This is a genomic window from Chloroflexota bacterium (genome assembly GCA_038040195.1).
Taxonomy (GTDB): Bacteria; Chloroflexota; Limnocylindria; order QHBO01; family QHBO01; genus DASTEQ01.
In genome coordinates, this window is sequence record JBBPIR010000010.1 from 25,600 (window position 1) to 39,872 (window position 14,273).

Genomic DNA, 14,273 nt, shown 5'->3' on the forward strand with positions numbered 1-14,273 from the left:
CCGATGGGGGTCTGACCGATGCAGGTCGCCATCGTCGGCCTGCCCGGATCGGGCAAGACGACGGTCTTCACCGCCCTCGGCGGGCACCCGACCGAGTCCGGCCACGCCGTGGGCCGTGCGGCACCCAACGTGGGCGTGGTACCGGTCCCCGATGAGCGCGTCGACGCCCTGGCGGCCGTGTTTCACCCGCGCAAGACGGTGTACGCGGACGTCACCTACGTCGACCTCGCGATCCCGACCGGCGCCACCCGGGCCGGAACCGTGGACCCCGACCTGCTGGGCCGGATCCGGAACTCGGATGCCCTGCTGGTGGTGGCCCGCGCCTTCGACAGCCCGAGTGCCGATCGGCCGCCCGACCCGTGGGCCGAGGTCGACGACCTCGATCTGGAGTACGTCGTGGCCGACCTCGACGTCGTGACCCGCCGCCTCGAACGGCTGCGCACCGCCGGCCGCCACGGGACCCCCGCCGAGCGCGAGCAGAATGCGCGCGAGGAGGCCCTGCTGGACCGCCTGGCACCGGAGCTCGAGGAGGGACGCCCCCTCCGCGACCTGGCCTGGAGCGAGGACGACGAGCGCCTGGCGCGCGGCTTTCGGTTCCTGTCGCAGAAACCGCAGCTCGTGGTCTTGAATGTCGCCGAGGAACGCCTGGCCCAGGCGGCCGAGCTGGAAGCGGAAGCCCAGAACGCGCACGCACGGCCTCATCGGGACGTCATCGTGCTGGCCGGACGGATCGAGGCCGAGATCGCGGCCCTTCCGGAGGCGGATGCCCAACTTTTCCTGGACGACCTGGGCATAACCGAACCGTCCCGCGGACGGGTCATTCGCCGAACGTACGCGCTCCTCGGCCTGTTCTCATTCCTGACTTCCGGGCCTGACGAGTGCCGGGCCTGGACCGTCCCCATCGGCGCGACGGCCCTGGACGCGGCCGCGGCCATCCATTCCGACCTGGCGCGCGGGTTCATCCGGGCCGAGGTCGTCGACTGGCAGGAACTGGTCGCGTCCGGCTCGACCGCGGAGGCGCGTAAACGGGGCGTGCTGCGTTCGGAGGGAAAGGCCTACCGGGTGCGGGACGGGGACGTGATCGAGATCCTGTTCAACGTGGGCCGATGATGGCTCAGGAGCGGTCGAGCTCCACGATCACGCTGCGGAATTCCTCCGAGAGGTCGACAAGGAACGTGTCTTCGTCACGCGCTCCCACCGCCATCGAGGCGTCGAGCTTCTCGTCGCCGATGTAGGTGAATCCATGCGTCCGCTCCAGCTCGCGCGCCACGGCCTCCACCAGGGTGTCCTCCTCGAATGTGTTGACCACCGCATCCCGCGCGGCGCGGACCAGCCGGGCAAACTCCTCCCCGCTCATCGCGCGCTCGCTCACCAGGAGCGCATCGGTCAGCAGGTCCGTGGCGCCCTCGTGGATCTCATAGAAATGGAGGCTCATGGGTGACCGATGATATCCCGCTCGCCGGCCGGCCGATCCCGATCGATCTGTTGATCATCGGCGGCATCACCGTGGACGACCTGGCGGGTTGGGGCGAAGCCGCCGGAGGAGCGGCTCGCTACGCGACTGAGGCTGCGCTGGCCGTCGGCCTGCGGGTCGCGCTCCACACCGTGGCGGGGGAGGAACCGGTGGTACGCGAGGCGCTTGACGGGCTGGCGGCGCATGCCGACGTCATCCGGCACCCGGCGCCGAGCTCCATCCGCTTCGAGCACCACGGGACCGACGACGCCCGTCGCCTCCGGCTGCGTGGGGCAACCGGTCCGATCCAAGTGTCCGAACCGGACCGCCTTCCGGTCACTGCGGCGGTGCTGTTCGCCCCGGTCGCCGGCGAGGTCGCGGCAGACGCGGTGCAGGCTGTGCAGGCCCCCTTCCGGGCGGCGGGCCTGCAGGGCTGGTTGCGCCGGACCGATCCGGACGGCTGGGTCATGACCCGCCCGCTGGCAGAGCTCGAGCCGGGGTTGGCCGCCGCGCTGCGCGGACTGGACCTGCTGATTGCCAGCCACCACGACCTGGCTTCGTTCGACGGTCCGTCAGCCCTGGTCCAGCTCCGGGCGTGGGCCGGCCCGCGACCGCAGCTGGTGGTGACCGCCGGGACCGAGGGCGCCTGGCTCGACGACGGTGTGGGTCCGGCGTCCCACGTCCGCGCCGAGGTGGTTGAGGGCCCCCACACGATCGGAGCCGGCGACGCGTTCGCGGCGGTCCTGGTCGCCCGCCGGGGGGCCGGCCGTGCCCTCCGCGATGCGGCCGAGGATGCGGCGTCCGCGACCGCCACCTACCTGGCGACCCGGACCCCGCCGGGCTAGGCGGACAGCGGTTGGCGCTGAGCGCGGCGCTCGGCGGCGGCCAGCCAACGGGTCAGGCGGCGGCGGCGGCCCTCGACCACCAACCGGGCGCGCCCGATGCGGTCCAGGCTGCCGCCACGTCCCAGGGCCAGCGCCAGGTCGAGCACCCGGGAGGCGGCCCGGGTCGCCTCCAGCGCTCCGGGCAGGTCCGCCGCGTGCCGTTCGCGGATGCGCGCGACCTCGATCCAGGCCAGGGCTGCCTCCACGGTGCCGCTGCGGGCGGCCTCGCGCCACAGGGACTCGGCGCGCGCCGAGTGCCCGCCGGCCACCAGGATGCGGGCCGCCAGGCGCCGCAGGCGGTGTGGCTCTTCGCCGGCAGTGGATGCTGGTTCGAGGGCGCCGGTAAGGACGCGCTCCAGCAGCTCCAGCGCATCCTCATCCGCGCCGTCGCGGAGGAGCTCGAGCGCCAGACCCCGATGGTCGACCAGCGAGCCATCCCGCCAACCCCCGGCGCGGAGGCGTCCCATCTCGGCATCGAGCAGCACCAGCGAGGCCACGTCCTGCGCGTTGTGATCGATCACCGCGGCCAGCAGATCAGGTGAGCCGCCCGACAGGTAGGCGAACCAGCGCTGCGGCACTTCGCTCGACGGGCAGTCCCCGCGCCGCCGCACGGCCAGCACGCCGCGCTCGACATCCGCCAGGCGCGCGCTGCCCAGCACCCGCCGCCACAGGCGCCGGGCCACCGGCAGCAGATCGTCGTGGCGGGCCGGCAGCCCGGCCAGGTCCCGGCCCAGGCCGTGGATCGTCATCCGGGCCGCCAGCAGCGGAACGTCGAATCCCCGCCCGTTGTAGGTCACGAGCCGCTCGCCACCGGCCATCCAGCCCAACACGGTGCGCAGGAGGGCCGGTTCATCGGGGTAGTCGGGAAGGAGAGCCTGGCGGACGACGACGGCCCCGTCCTCCACGTGGCCGACCGCGGCGAGGATGATCACCGTCCCCGCACCGGTCGACAGACCCGTGGTCTCGGTGTCGAAATAGCGGGTCGGCGCGCAGTCGGACAGCTGCCGGGTCACCGCCTCTGGGATCCGCACACGCCGTTCGACCAGCGCCACCCGGCCGCCCTGCGCCGTGGTAAGTCGCGCCCCGCCCCAGGCCGCCAGCCGCGCAGCAACGTCGTCATTGCGTCCGGCTCCGCCCGTGCCACTGCCGCGCTCCGCGCGAACCGCCGCCAGGCGCTGCTCGAGGGTCGTCACGCGCGGTCCGCGGCGGCCAGCTCGGTGAGCAGCGCGGTGGCGGCGGCCTTGCCGCGAGGCCCGACCTCCGCAGCGGGGCCCACGCAGCCGGGACAGCCCTCCAGGCACGGGCAGTCCCGAACCAGGTCACGGCACACGACCAACAGCTCGTCCCACAGCTCGTGGAGCCGGTCACTGAGACCCACGCCGCCGGGGACCGCGTCGTATAGGTACAGGGTCGGCTGCCCGGTGAATGGGGACTGGGCCTGGGCCTGGACGCCCAGGTCGCGGGCGTCGCACATGAGGAGCAGGGGAGCGGTGTTGCGGGTCAGGCGAGCCAGCCCGATCAGGGCGCCGTCGAGCGTGTCGCGATCGAACCGGGCACAGGCCGCTTGGGGCAGTACCAGCCAGGTGGCGGCGGTGTGCATCTGCTGCTCGGGCAGGTTGACCGGTCCCCAGCCCACGTTCTCGTGAGTGTGGAACTTGATCTTCTTGAACAGGGTGACGTGCCAGGCGACCATCACCTCCCCCCGGGCGCGGGTGCCGCCCGTGCCCGCATCGGTCTGGTCGGCGACGTCGAGGACCTTGAGGGTGACCCCCAGGTCGGCATCGGTGTAGTAGTCGATGTCGACCCGCCGCACGTAGGCCTTGCGCTCATCCCAGTCCAGGCGGTCGACGTGGTACTGGACGCTCTCGTGGAGGTAGATGGCCTGCTCATGGAGCAGGAGCGGGGCCGCGAACAGGTCCACCTCGCCGATGACCCGATGCGGGTCAGTGGTGGTGTCCAGGACCACGACGTTCTCCTGGGCCGCGCTGCGCAGGCTGACCGAGCTGGCCGGGAAATTCTCATGGCTCCAGTGGTACCGATCATCCCCGGCCCGGCGCACGAAGCCGTCTTCCTCCAGCACCGCCAGCAGGGCGGGGGTCTCGTCGATCCCGAACAGCTCGTCGGCGGGGACCGGCAGTTCGAAGGTGCTGGCCCGCAGGTGGTCGAGCAGCAGATGGAGGTTGTCGGGGTTGACCAGGCCGTGCTCGGGCGCGCGGTCGAAGAACCAGTCCGGATGCGCGGCCAGGAACTGGTCGATGGGCGCCGATGAGGCGACCAGCACCGATAGGGCCGTGCCTCCCCGCCGGCCGGCCCGCCCCAGCTGCTGCCAGGTGGAGGCGATGGTCCCCGGGTAGCCGACGCTGATGGCGGCGTCCAGGGAGCCGATGTCGATGCCCAGCTCGAGAGCGTTGGTGGCCACCACCCCGCGCACACGCCCCTCGCGCAGGCCGCGCTCGATCTCGCGTCGCTCGTTTGGGAGATAGCCGCCCCGGTAGCCGCGGATGGGGGACTGGTGACCGGGCGGGGCGGGGAGGGCTTCCCGCAGGTACGTGGTCAGGACCTCGACCGCGGTCCGGCTGCGCCCGAACACGATGGTCTGGACCCCATCCCGGATCAACCGCTCCGCGATCCGCTGGGCGGTCAGCAGGCTGCTGGCCCGGATGCCGAGCGGGGCGTTGACAAGCGGCGGATTGACGATCAGGACGTGGCGCCGTCCGCGGGGCGCCCCGTCATCATCGATGACCGTGACCGGGGCCCCGACCAGGCGCTCGGCCAGCTCACCCGGGTTGGCGATGGTGGCCGAAGCGCAGATGAAGACCGGGTCCGAACCGTAGTGGCGGCAGATGCGGCGCAGGCGGCGGATGACGTTGGCCAGGTGGGAGCCGAACAGGCCGCGGTACGTGTGCAGCTCGTCGATGACGACGAACTGGAGGTTCTCGAACAGCTTGAACCACTTGGTGTGGTGCGGAAGGATGGCGGCGTGGAGCATGTCCGGGTTGCTGATGACCACCTGTCCCGCGGCCCGCACCACGCTCCGCACGGCGGGCGGGGTGTCGCCGTCGTAGGTGCTCGTCTTCAGGTCCAGCTCCGCGGCGGCAGCCAGGGCCTGGAGCTCGACCAGCTGGTCGGCGGCGAGGGCCTTGGTGGGGAACAGGTACAGGGCGCGCGCCGTCTCGTCGCGGGCGATAGCGTCGAGGACCGGCAGGTTGTAGCACAGCGTCTTGCCCGAGGCGGTGGGCGTGACCACGCACGCGTTGCGACCGGCGCGGACCGCCTCCAGGGCCTGGGCCTGGTGCGTCCAGAGCGCTTCGACTCCGCGCTGGCGGAGGGCGCTTACCAGGCGGGGATCGAGATCCGCGGGCCACGGAACGTGGCGCGGGGGGCGGGGCTCAACGATCCGGTGGGCGGCGGTCAGCGCCTCGAGCCACGGGTCGCCCAGCAACGCCTCGATGGCGTCCTCGGCGGAGGCAGGACGGTTGGCCAGCATGTTCAGCTCCCTTCGCTCGACGGTTCGATCACGCAAAATAGCACACGCGTTCTATTCTGCGACGCGATTTCGCCGATCGATCGATCGCGCGGAAGGTAGATCGACGTCCTGACAGCTCACGTGTCGCGCGGCGGCGATTCCGCGGTATCGTGCTGCGATGTCTGTGCGCGTCTGCCCATCCTGCGGTGAGGAGAACTCGGAGCGCGCGCGCTTCTGCCAGGCGTGCGCGACGCCGCTGCCGGAGACGACGGAGCCCGCCTCCGAAGTCCGGAAGGTGGTCACCATCGTGTTCGCCGACATGGCGGGGTCGACAGCGATCGGTGAGCGTTTGGACCCCGAGGCCCTACGCCGCGTCCAGGCCCGCTACTTCGACGCCATGACGGCCGTGCTCGAGCGGCACGGCGGCATGGTCGAAAAGTACATCGGCGACGCCGTGATGGCGGTCTTCGGGATCCCCCTCCTCCACGAGGACGACGCCGTGCGCGCCGTTCGCGCGGCATACGAGATGCAGGAGGCGCTCGCCGCCCTGAACGTCGAGCTGGAGCGTGACCACGGCGTGCAGGTGGCGATCCGGATCGGCGTGAACACCGGCGAGGTGGTGGCTGGTGACCCGCGCGCCGGCCAGCGGCTGGTCACCGGCGACGCGGTGAACCTGGCCGCCCGACTCGAGCAGGCGGCCGAGGCCGGCCAGGTGCTCCTGGGAGCCAAGACTCAGCGGCTGGTGAAGGACGCGGTCTTGGTCGAGGAGGTCGCCGCGCTGGACCTGAAGGGCAAGTCGGCGCCGGTGAAGGCCTTCCGCCTCCTCGAGGTCCTGCCGGATACGGCCGGGCACATGCGCAACCTGGACTCGCCCATGGTCGGGCGTGCCAAGGAGCTCGATGTCCTCCGACGCGCCCTAGAGCGCGCCCGTGGCGATCGAACGTCGCAATTGTTCACCGTGCTGGGTCCGGCCGGAGTCGGCAAGTCGCGCCTGATCGGCGAGTTCCTGGCCGGCACCGGCGATGCCGCGGTGCTCCGTGGGCGATGTCTGTCCTACGGGGACGGCATTACCTACTACGCGCTCCGCGAGATCGTGCACCAGGCGGCGGGAATCTCGGAGGGCGACGACGCGCCGACTGCGATGACACGGCTCAGCACGGTCCTTGCCGGAGCAGATGACAGCGACCGCATCGCCCGCCTGGTCGGCGGACTCCTGGACTGGGCCGATCCGAGCAGCTCCGAGGACGGTTTCTATGCGGTTCGGAAATGCTTCGAGCACCTGGCCCGAGAGCGCCCGCTGATCGTCGTCTTCGACGACATCCACTGGGCCGAGCCTCTGCTCCTGGACCTCCTTGAGCACCTCGCCGACTGGACGCGCGATGCGGAACTGCTCATCGTGTGCGTGGCCCGCCCCGAGCTCTACGAGATCCGTCCCGGCTGGGGTGGCGGCAAGCTGAATGCCACCTCGATCCTGCTGGAGCCGCTGGCGGGGGACGAGGCCGGGGCCCTGCTGGACAACATCCTCGGCGAAGCTGCCTTGCCGCCGACCGCGCGCGATCGGATCCTGGCTGCGGCTGAGGGCAACCCGCTGTTCGTTGAAGAGATGATCGGGATGCTCGTCGACGATGGCCTGCTGCGCTTGACCGACGGCGCCTGGCGGGCAGTCTCCGACCTCGCCGATCTCACCGTCCCACCAACCATCCAGCTCCTGCTCGCGGCCCGCCTTGACCGATTGGAGTCGGAGGAGCGAGCCGTGATCGAACGGGGTGCGGTTGAAGGCAAGGTCTTCCACATCGGGGCTGTCACCTCGCTGTCGCCCGAAGCCGTGCGCTCGCAGGTGCGGCCGCGCCTGCTGGCCCTGGCGCGCAAGGAGCTCATCCGTCCCGACCGCGCCGAATTCGCCGGGCAGGATGCCTTCCGCTTCCGCCATCTGCTCATTCGGGACGCGGCCTACCAGGCCATGCCCAAGGAGCAGCGGGCGGAGCTGCACGAAGGGTTCGCCCGGTGGCTGACGGGGGCTGCCGGCGATCGGGTCGTCGAGTACCAGGAGATCCTCGGCTACCACCTCGAGCAGGCCTACCGTTATCGGACCGAGCTCGGCCCGATCGATGACCGGACCCGTGCACTCGGGCAGGAGGCCGGCCGTGCGCTGCAGGAGTCCTCGGAACGGGCCGCTGCGCGCGGTGATGCGATGAGCGCCGTTCACCTCCTGGAGCGGGCCGGCGAGATGCTCGAGGGCGTCGACCGCGCAAAGGCCAACGTCGATCTGGCCTCGCTCCTGGTTGGGAGCAGTGACATGGCGCCTGCGATCGCCATTCTCGACCGGTTCCTCGCCTCGCCCGAGGCGGCCGAGGTTCCGGGCCTCCGAATCCGGGCGTCGGTCTACCGGGTGAGTGCGCGGTCGGGAACTGATCCGGAGCTGAGCTTTGAGGCGGCCCGGGCATCTTTCGCGTCGTGGCTGGCCGAGGCCGAGGCGCTGGGCGACGAGGACGCGATCACGACCAGCCTGCTCAGGCTCGCCCAATTCGAGTTCTTCCTTGGGCAATGCCGCGTGCAGCGCGAGATGTGCGAGCGGGTCGTGCCGCACGTCGAACGCATCTCGATGGACGAGCGGCTCATGGTCGTCTGGGGCTTCAACTCCGATGCGTACTGGGGCTCGCAGCCCGTTGCCGATGGCCTGCGCAGCGTCGACACCATCCGATCGATCCTGGGTGACGGGGTCGTCGGCCGCCGAAGGGCCGATGAGCTCATCGGGTGGCTGTCGGCCATGAGCGACCGAGGCGAGGATTTCGACGCGGCGCTGAACCGGGTGGACCGCGCATGGGCGGATCTAGGAGACCCCGACGCTCGATTCTGGTCCGGGGGTCAGCAGCGCTCCGAGAGCCTCTGGCGACTGGGACGCCCAACCGAGGCGATCGACTGGTTACGCGGCGACAAGCGGTACCTCGATGCGCGGGGCGAAACGTCCTTCAATTCCACGGTCACGGCGCTGCTTGCGACCTACCTCGCCGAATCAGGCAAGTTGGACGATGCCGCGTCCCTGATCCCAGAGGCGCGCACTCTGGCGGCCAGCGATGACTTCGCCACGCATGTGACGATCGGGTGGGCCAAGGCGCTCGTCTTGTCGGCTCAGGCCGACCATGGAACTGCGCTGATGGCGATCGACGACGCCATGCGACTGATCACGCCCACCGACTACCTGAACTACACCGCCGACACCATCCGGATCCGGGGTCGGGTGCTCCTGGCTGCCGGCCGGCGGGAGGAGGCCCAAGCCGCTTTTGATGAGGCCCTCAGCCTGTTCGAGCGCAAGGGCAATGTTGCGTCGGCTCGCCGCCTCCGCACATGGCTCGAACGCCCCGCTGCTGCCGTCCCATGATCCGGACCAGTCCCTTCCACGAACGGACCAGCGCCCTGAACGAGACGGGCCTGTGGAGCCATTGGGCCGGGCATCTGGCGGCCAACCGCTACCAGGTGTCGGACAAGTTCGAGTACTTCGCGGTCCGCAACGCGGCCGGCATCTTCGACACCTCGCCGCTGTACAAGTACCGGTTCGCCGGCCGGGATGCGGAGCGATACCTGGCCGGCATCCTGGCCCGGGATATCCGAGCCTGCCCACCGCAGCACGCCCAGTACACCACCTGGCTCGACGACCGCGGCTTTGTCTTCGAGGACGGCGTGATCCAGCACCGAGCTGCCGACGAGTACCTGCTCACCTCGGCCGAGCCGAACTTCGCCTATTTTGCCGACCGAGTCGGCCGAATGCAGGTCACCCTCGAGGACGTGAGCCTGGACATCGGCGCCCTCGCCGTCCAGGGGCCCCGGTCGCGCGACCTTCTGACCCGCCTGGTGCCAGGAGTCGCCGAGCTACCCTTCTTCGGCATCACCACGGGGGAGATCAGCGGCAAGTCGGTCCTCGTGAGCCGAACCGGCTACACCGGCGACCTGGGCTACGAGGTCTGGGCTCAGACACCGGACGCCCTGGCCGTGTGGGACGCCCTGTGGGAGGTCTGCGACGGGCAAGGTGTCCTCCCCTACGGATTGGCGGCGCTGTACATGCTCCGCATCGAAGCCGGGCTGCTGTTGCTCGGTAAGGACTTCGACTCCAGCCGATTCGCGTTCAATGACGCCCATCGGTCCACCCCCCTGGAGCTCGGCTGGGCCTGGATGTTCAAGGGGCTGACCGATGACGACCGCGCCTTCATCGGCCGTCGCGCGCTCGAGCGGGAGATCGCCGAGAAGACGTCCCGCTGGCGGATGAGCGGATTGGTGGTGGACTGGGAGGACTACGACCGCGTCTACGGCGAGGCCGGCCTCATCCCGCCCAAGGGGCACGCCCCGGTCCACGAGGACTGGATGGTATACAACGGCGACGGTTCGCGGGTGGGGTACGCCACCAGCTTCATGTATTCACCGGTTCTCCAGCGTCACATCGCCCTGGCCCGTGTCCGGCCCGACCTGGCGGCCGTCGGGACTCGAGTGCACCTGGAGTTCACGGTGGATCACCATTACGAGAAGGTCGCGGCCCACGTCGCGCGGCTGCCCCTCTTCAACCCGCAGCGGAAGACGGCCTCATGACCGACTACGACGCCATCGTCATCGGCGGCGGCCACAACGGCCTGGTCAACGGGGCGTACCTAGCCCGGGGCGGGCTGAAGACGCTCATCCTCGAACAGCGGCACATCGTGGGCGGGGCGGCCATCACCGAGGAGCTGCGCCCCGGCTTCTGGTTCACGACCTTTTCCTATGCGCTGTCGCTGCTCCGGCCCCAGATCGTCCAGGAGCTCGAGCTGCCCAAGCACGGCTTCCTGCCGCTACTGATGTCGTCACGGTTCGCGCCGACCCCGGACGGGGAATACCTGTGGTTCACCCAGGATCACGACGCCAACCTCCGTGAGATCGCCCGCATATCACCACACGATGCCGATGCCTACGAGCAATACAGCCACGACATGGATCGGGTGTGCCAGGCCATCAAACCGCTGCTGGACATGGTCCCGCCCGACCCGTTCAGTGACGACCCCGAGGAGCTGCTGGCCCTCGCCTCCCTCGGCGGGCTCTTCCGCCATCTCGACAAGCGCACCCTCCACAACGCCATCCGGCTCCTCACCGGCAGTGCGGCGGACTTCCTGGACGGCTATTTCGAGTCCGATCTCCTCAAGGGCTGGCTGGCGTCGTCGGGAATCATCGGTTCCAAGGTCGGACCTCGCTCCCAGGGCTCGGGCCTGGTCCTGCTGTTCCATTCGCTCGGCGAGCACGACGGCGAGTTCGGGACGTGGGCGTTCCACAAGGGCGGCAACGGCGGCTTCACCCAGGTCCTGGCCCGCGCGGCCGAGTCGTTCGGTGCCGAGATCCGGCTCGAGTCGCCGGTTGAACGGGTCCTGACCGCCGATGGGCGGGTGAGCGGTGTGGCGCTGGCGGACGGGACCGAGTTCACGGCCGACGTGGTGGTCAGCGCGCTCGACCCCCGACGCACGTTCCTGGAGCTGGTCAACCCGCGGGAGCTGCCCGACGACCTGGTCGAGACCGTCCGGCGCATGAAATTTCAGGGCGTCGCGTCGAAGGTCAACTTCGCACTGGACGGGCTGCCGCGCTACCCGGCCCTGGCCGACCGGGGGGAGATCTTCCGCGGGTTCACGAACATCGGTCCGTCCATGGACTACCTGGAGCGGGCCTTCGACGAGGGGAAGTACGGGTGGTACAGCCAGAACCCGTACATCGACTGCGCCATCCAGTCGACCGTCGATCCCGACATGGCGCCGCCGGGCAAGCACGTCATGTCCTGCTTCGTGCAATACACCCCCTACCAGCTGCGCGAGAGCGACTGGGACGCGGAGCGGGACAACCTGGGCAACACGGTCCAGACCACCCTCGAACGCTACTTCCCGGGCTTCGGGGAGCTGGTCCTCCAGCGCGAGGTTGTGACACCGCTCGACATCGAGCGCACCGTCGGGCTGAGCGAGGGGAACATTTTCGCGGGCGAGCTGCTTGCGCCCCAGATGTTCTTCCTCCGGCCGGCGCCGGGCTGGGCGCAGTATCGGACCCCGATCCATGGCTACTATCAGTGCGGCTCCGGAACCCACCCCGGCGGGTGCGTCATGGGCGCGCCCGGCCGCCTGGCGGCGGGGCAGATCCTCAACGACCGGGCCGCCGGCTGAGCGTCGAATTCCTTGACGCTGCCGAAAGGCGGCCCGTAGACTCCCGCGGAATGACCGGCATGCAGGCTTCGGCCACGCCTCGGGGGCTGGCTCCCGCGCCGCGACCCTTCCGCCTTCCCCGCCTGCGGCGGCGGACGCTGATCAGCCTGATCGTGGTCGGCGCGGTTGCCCTGGTGGCCTTCAACGTCGGACGCCAGGCGTTCGTGGGCTGGTCGATCGGTCAGCAGGCCGAATCGCTCGAGGCCCAGGTGGCGGCGGCTGAGGCGGAGAACACTGCCCTCCAGCGACAGCTTGAGTACCTCCAGAGCGATGCCTACGTGACCGCTGAGGCGCGCCGCCTCCGGAACCTCGGATACCCCGGCGAGGAGATCCTCTTCATCCCGCCTGGGGCCGCGGTACCAGCCCCGGCAACCTCGCCGGCGACTCCATCCCAGGCGCCGCCGATGCTGGAGCGCTGGATCGCACTCTTCCTTAGTCCCTGATCGCCGACGCCTTACCGGTTGCGATCGCCAGCGTCGCGGATCGTTTCCTTGGCTTCGCCGACCTTCCCCTTGAGCTTGCCCTTGGCCTGATCGAGCTTGCCTGACACTTCAGTCGAGCGATCGCCGGTGATCTTGCCTACCTTTTCCTTGATGGCGCCTTTGGTCTCGTCCAACGCACCCTCCACTCGATCGTCGGTCACCTTGTTCACCTCCGCTATTGCGAGCATTGCCGGCCGGTCTGTCTGCGCTATCCTCCACGTCAGCAGACGCCTCACTCGGCATCTGCCCCGCTGCCCTTGGGCCCGCGCCAAGGACGACGAAGCGGCACTCTACCATTCGCGGGCATTGGCAGCAGGTGGATCAACTCATGAGTATCGAAACCATCATCATCATCATCGTGATCGTCGTTATCGTGCTCTTTGTCCTGGGTTACTTCGGGCGCGGCAGGCTCGGCCGGTAGGCCGGTCGACGGGGAGCCCAAGGTCCCGGCTCCCTCGAGATGGGCTCAATCTGTGCGTGAATCGGTCCAGAAGTCGGCGCGGAGTGGCACTTGACAGTCGCGGTGTAATGCCTCCATCTAGTCATACCGGGAGGTACTCGTAGTGCGCGTCACGCTCGGCGTTATCCTCTTGCTCGTGGCCGTCGTCCTGTTCCTGCTTGCCGCGTTCGCGGTCCAGGTCGGAACCCTCGACCTCGTGACACTGGGCCTCGCCGCCTTCGCGGCGTCATTCCTGGCGGACAGCTGGAAGCGATAGCCTTCCGTCACACCACGTAGATCCGAGGTTCAGCCCTTCGCGAGCAGGGCCTCGAGGCGGTCCCAGGTTTCGATCGCGCCACCGACCATGCCGGTTGCCAGGGCGCCTTCGATGATCTCGGGCGAGCCCATGTGCCCGATGGACGTGACCTTCGTCTTGCCATCGACGTCCTCAAAAGTGAACGTCTCCGGGCCGCCCTGCGGACCGATGCCCTCGACATCGAACATGAAGGTCCACTTGAAGCCCGCGGGCGGGTCGACTTCCACGTACTCCCCGTAGAACGCCACGTCGTCCCGATCCGGTGCATGACTGACGTATCGCCACTTGCCCCCCGGCCGAACGTCCATCTTCGCCACCGTGGTCGTGGTCCGGTGAGGACCCCACCAGCGCGGGACGATCTCCGGGTCGGTGAAGGCCTTCCAGACCTGCTCGCGTCGCGCGTCGAAGGTGCGCTCAAACACGAGGTCGCCGCCCTCCGAGTAGATGGCGGTCGTGTCGGTGCTACCGCGGTCGATTCGGGTCGTGCTCATCGTCGTCTCCATTCCATTGCTCCTGCCTGTCCTGTAACTCGCGGAGATAGGTGTCCAAGCGTTCGAAGCTCTCCTCCCAATGGCGGCGGTATTGACCGACCCAGTCAGCGACGTCGCGGAGGGGCTCCGCCTTCAGCCGACAGGGTCGCCACTGCGCGTGTCGACCCTGTTCGATGAGACCGGCCCGCTGCAGCACCTTCAGGTGCTTCGAGATACCGGGCAGGCTCATGTCGAAGGGCGCGGCCAGCTCGGTGACCGTCGCCTCCCCGAGAGCCAGGCGGGCGAGGATCGCCCGTCGGGTGGGATCGGAGAGGGCGGCGAACGTCGTGCTGAGGGGATCGGCTTCCATGTCGTCATTTCGCTTAGCGGCTAATTAACCTAACGGGATAATACATGCCGTCGACAAGTTGTCAAGGCCTCCTGAGCTTCGGCCAGAAATGCGTGTGCCGATTGCCGTAGTTATCGACTGTCGGTATCCTCCGAATGGCGTGGCGGAGTAGCTCAGTGGTAGAGCAGGGGACTCATAAGCCCTTGGTCGGTGGTTC

12 protein-coding genes are annotated in these 14,273 nt (G+C 69.3%); 6 read left to right on the forward strand and 6 right to left on the reverse strand.

The features are described 5' to 3' along the window. The first annotated feature begins 18 nt into the window (after window positions 1-18). Entirely contained in the window at window positions 19-1,110 is a 1,092-nt protein-coding gene (locus tag AABM41_09075; GenBank protein ID MEK6192459.1) for a DUF933 domain-containing protein, read from the forward strand. 4 nt (window positions 1,111-1,114) lie between these two features. On the opposite strand, the gene AABM41_09080 is transcribed toward AABM41_09075, so the two are convergent. Continuing rightward, window positions 1,115-1,435, reverse strand: coding sequence for a hypothetical protein (locus tag AABM41_09080; protein ID MEK6192460.1), 321 nt, complete (start codon window positions 1,433-1,435; stop codon window positions 1,115-1,117). A 2-nt stretch (window positions 1,436-1,437) separates the two neighbouring features. Here AABM41_09080 and AABM41_09085 point away from each other — a divergent pair, with 2 nt between their 5' ends. Beyond that, window positions 1,438-2,298, forward strand: coding sequence for a PfkB family carbohydrate kinase (locus tag AABM41_09085; GenBank protein ID MEK6192461.1), 861 nt, complete (start codon window positions 1,438-1,440; stop codon window positions 2,296-2,298). On the opposite strand, the gene AABM41_09090 is transcribed toward AABM41_09085, so the two are convergent. Next, window positions 2,295-3,530 carry a ribonuclease H-like domain-containing protein gene (locus AABM41_09090; GenBank protein ID MEK6192462.1) on the reverse strand — a complete coding sequence of 412 codons (1,236 nt, stop codon included), beginning with the start codon at window positions 3,528-3,530 and terminating at the stop codon, window positions 2,295-2,297. The genes AABM41_09085 and AABM41_09090 overlap by 4 nt on opposite strands. Continuing rightward, on the reverse strand, window positions 3,527-5,860 hold the full coding sequence (locus tag AABM41_09095; protein MEK6192463.1) for a DEAD/DEAH box helicase: 2,334 nt from the start codon (window positions 5,858-5,860) through the stop codon (window positions 3,527-3,529). The genes AABM41_09090 and AABM41_09095 overlap by 4 nt, the downstream gene beginning before the upstream one ends. Before the next feature lie 121 nt (window positions 5,861-5,981). Here AABM41_09095 and AABM41_09100 point away from each other — a divergent pair, with 121 nt between their 5' ends. The 4 genes from AABM41_09100 to AABM41_09115 are packed head-to-tail and all read left to right on the forward strand — an operon-like array spanning window position 5,982 to window position 12,443. Then, the gene (locus tag AABM41_09100) at window positions 5,982-9,182 is read left to right on the forward strand and encodes an adenylate/guanylate cyclase domain-containing protein (GenBank protein MEK6192464.1); all 3,201 of its coding nucleotides are present in this window, start codon (window positions 5,982-5,984) and stop codon (window positions 9,180-9,182) included. Then, the gene (locus tag AABM41_09105) at window positions 9,179-10,381 is read left to right on the forward strand and encodes an aminomethyltransferase family protein (protein MEK6192465.1); all 1,203 of its coding nucleotides are present in this window, start codon (window positions 9,179-9,181) and stop codon (window positions 10,379-10,381) included. Before AABM41_09100 ends, AABM41_09105 begins: the two co-directional genes overlap by 4 nt. Continuing rightward, on the forward strand, window positions 10,378-11,961 hold the full coding sequence (locus AABM41_09110) for an NAD(P)/FAD-dependent oxidoreductase (protein ID MEK6192466.1): 1,584 nt from the start codon (window positions 10,378-10,380) through the stop codon (window positions 11,959-11,961). The genes AABM41_09105 and AABM41_09110 overlap by 4 nt, the downstream gene beginning before the upstream one ends. Before the next feature lie 50 nt (window positions 11,962-12,011). Next, window positions 12,012-12,443, forward strand: coding sequence for a septum formation initiator family protein (locus AABM41_09115; GenBank protein ID MEK6192467.1), 432 nt, complete (start codon window positions 12,012-12,014; stop codon window positions 12,441-12,443). 11 nt (window positions 12,444-12,454) lie between these two features. Here AABM41_09115 and AABM41_09120 read toward each other — a convergent pair whose 3' ends face one another. The 3 genes from AABM41_09120 to AABM41_09130 all read right to left on the reverse strand — a co-directional run bounded on the left by AABM41_09120 (window position 12,455) and on the right by AABM41_09130 (window position 14,077). After that, the gene (locus tag AABM41_09120) at window positions 12,455-12,643 is read right to left on the reverse strand and encodes a CsbD family protein (protein MEK6192468.1); all 189 of its coding nucleotides are present in this window, start codon (window positions 12,641-12,643) and stop codon (window positions 12,455-12,457) included. Window positions 12,644-13,227: 584 nt separating this feature from the next. Further along, on the reverse strand, window positions 13,228-13,728 hold the full coding sequence (locus AABM41_09125; protein MEK6192469.1) for an SRPBCC domain-containing protein: 501 nt from the start codon (window positions 13,726-13,728) through the stop codon (window positions 13,228-13,230). Next, on the reverse strand, window positions 13,700-14,077 hold the full coding sequence (locus AABM41_09130; protein ID MEK6192470.1) for a metalloregulator ArsR/SmtB family transcription factor: 378 nt from the start codon (window positions 14,075-14,077) through the stop codon (window positions 13,700-13,702). The genes AABM41_09125 and AABM41_09130 overlap by 29 nt, the downstream gene beginning before the upstream one ends. Between the last annotated feature and the right edge of the window lie 196 nt (window positions 14,078-14,273).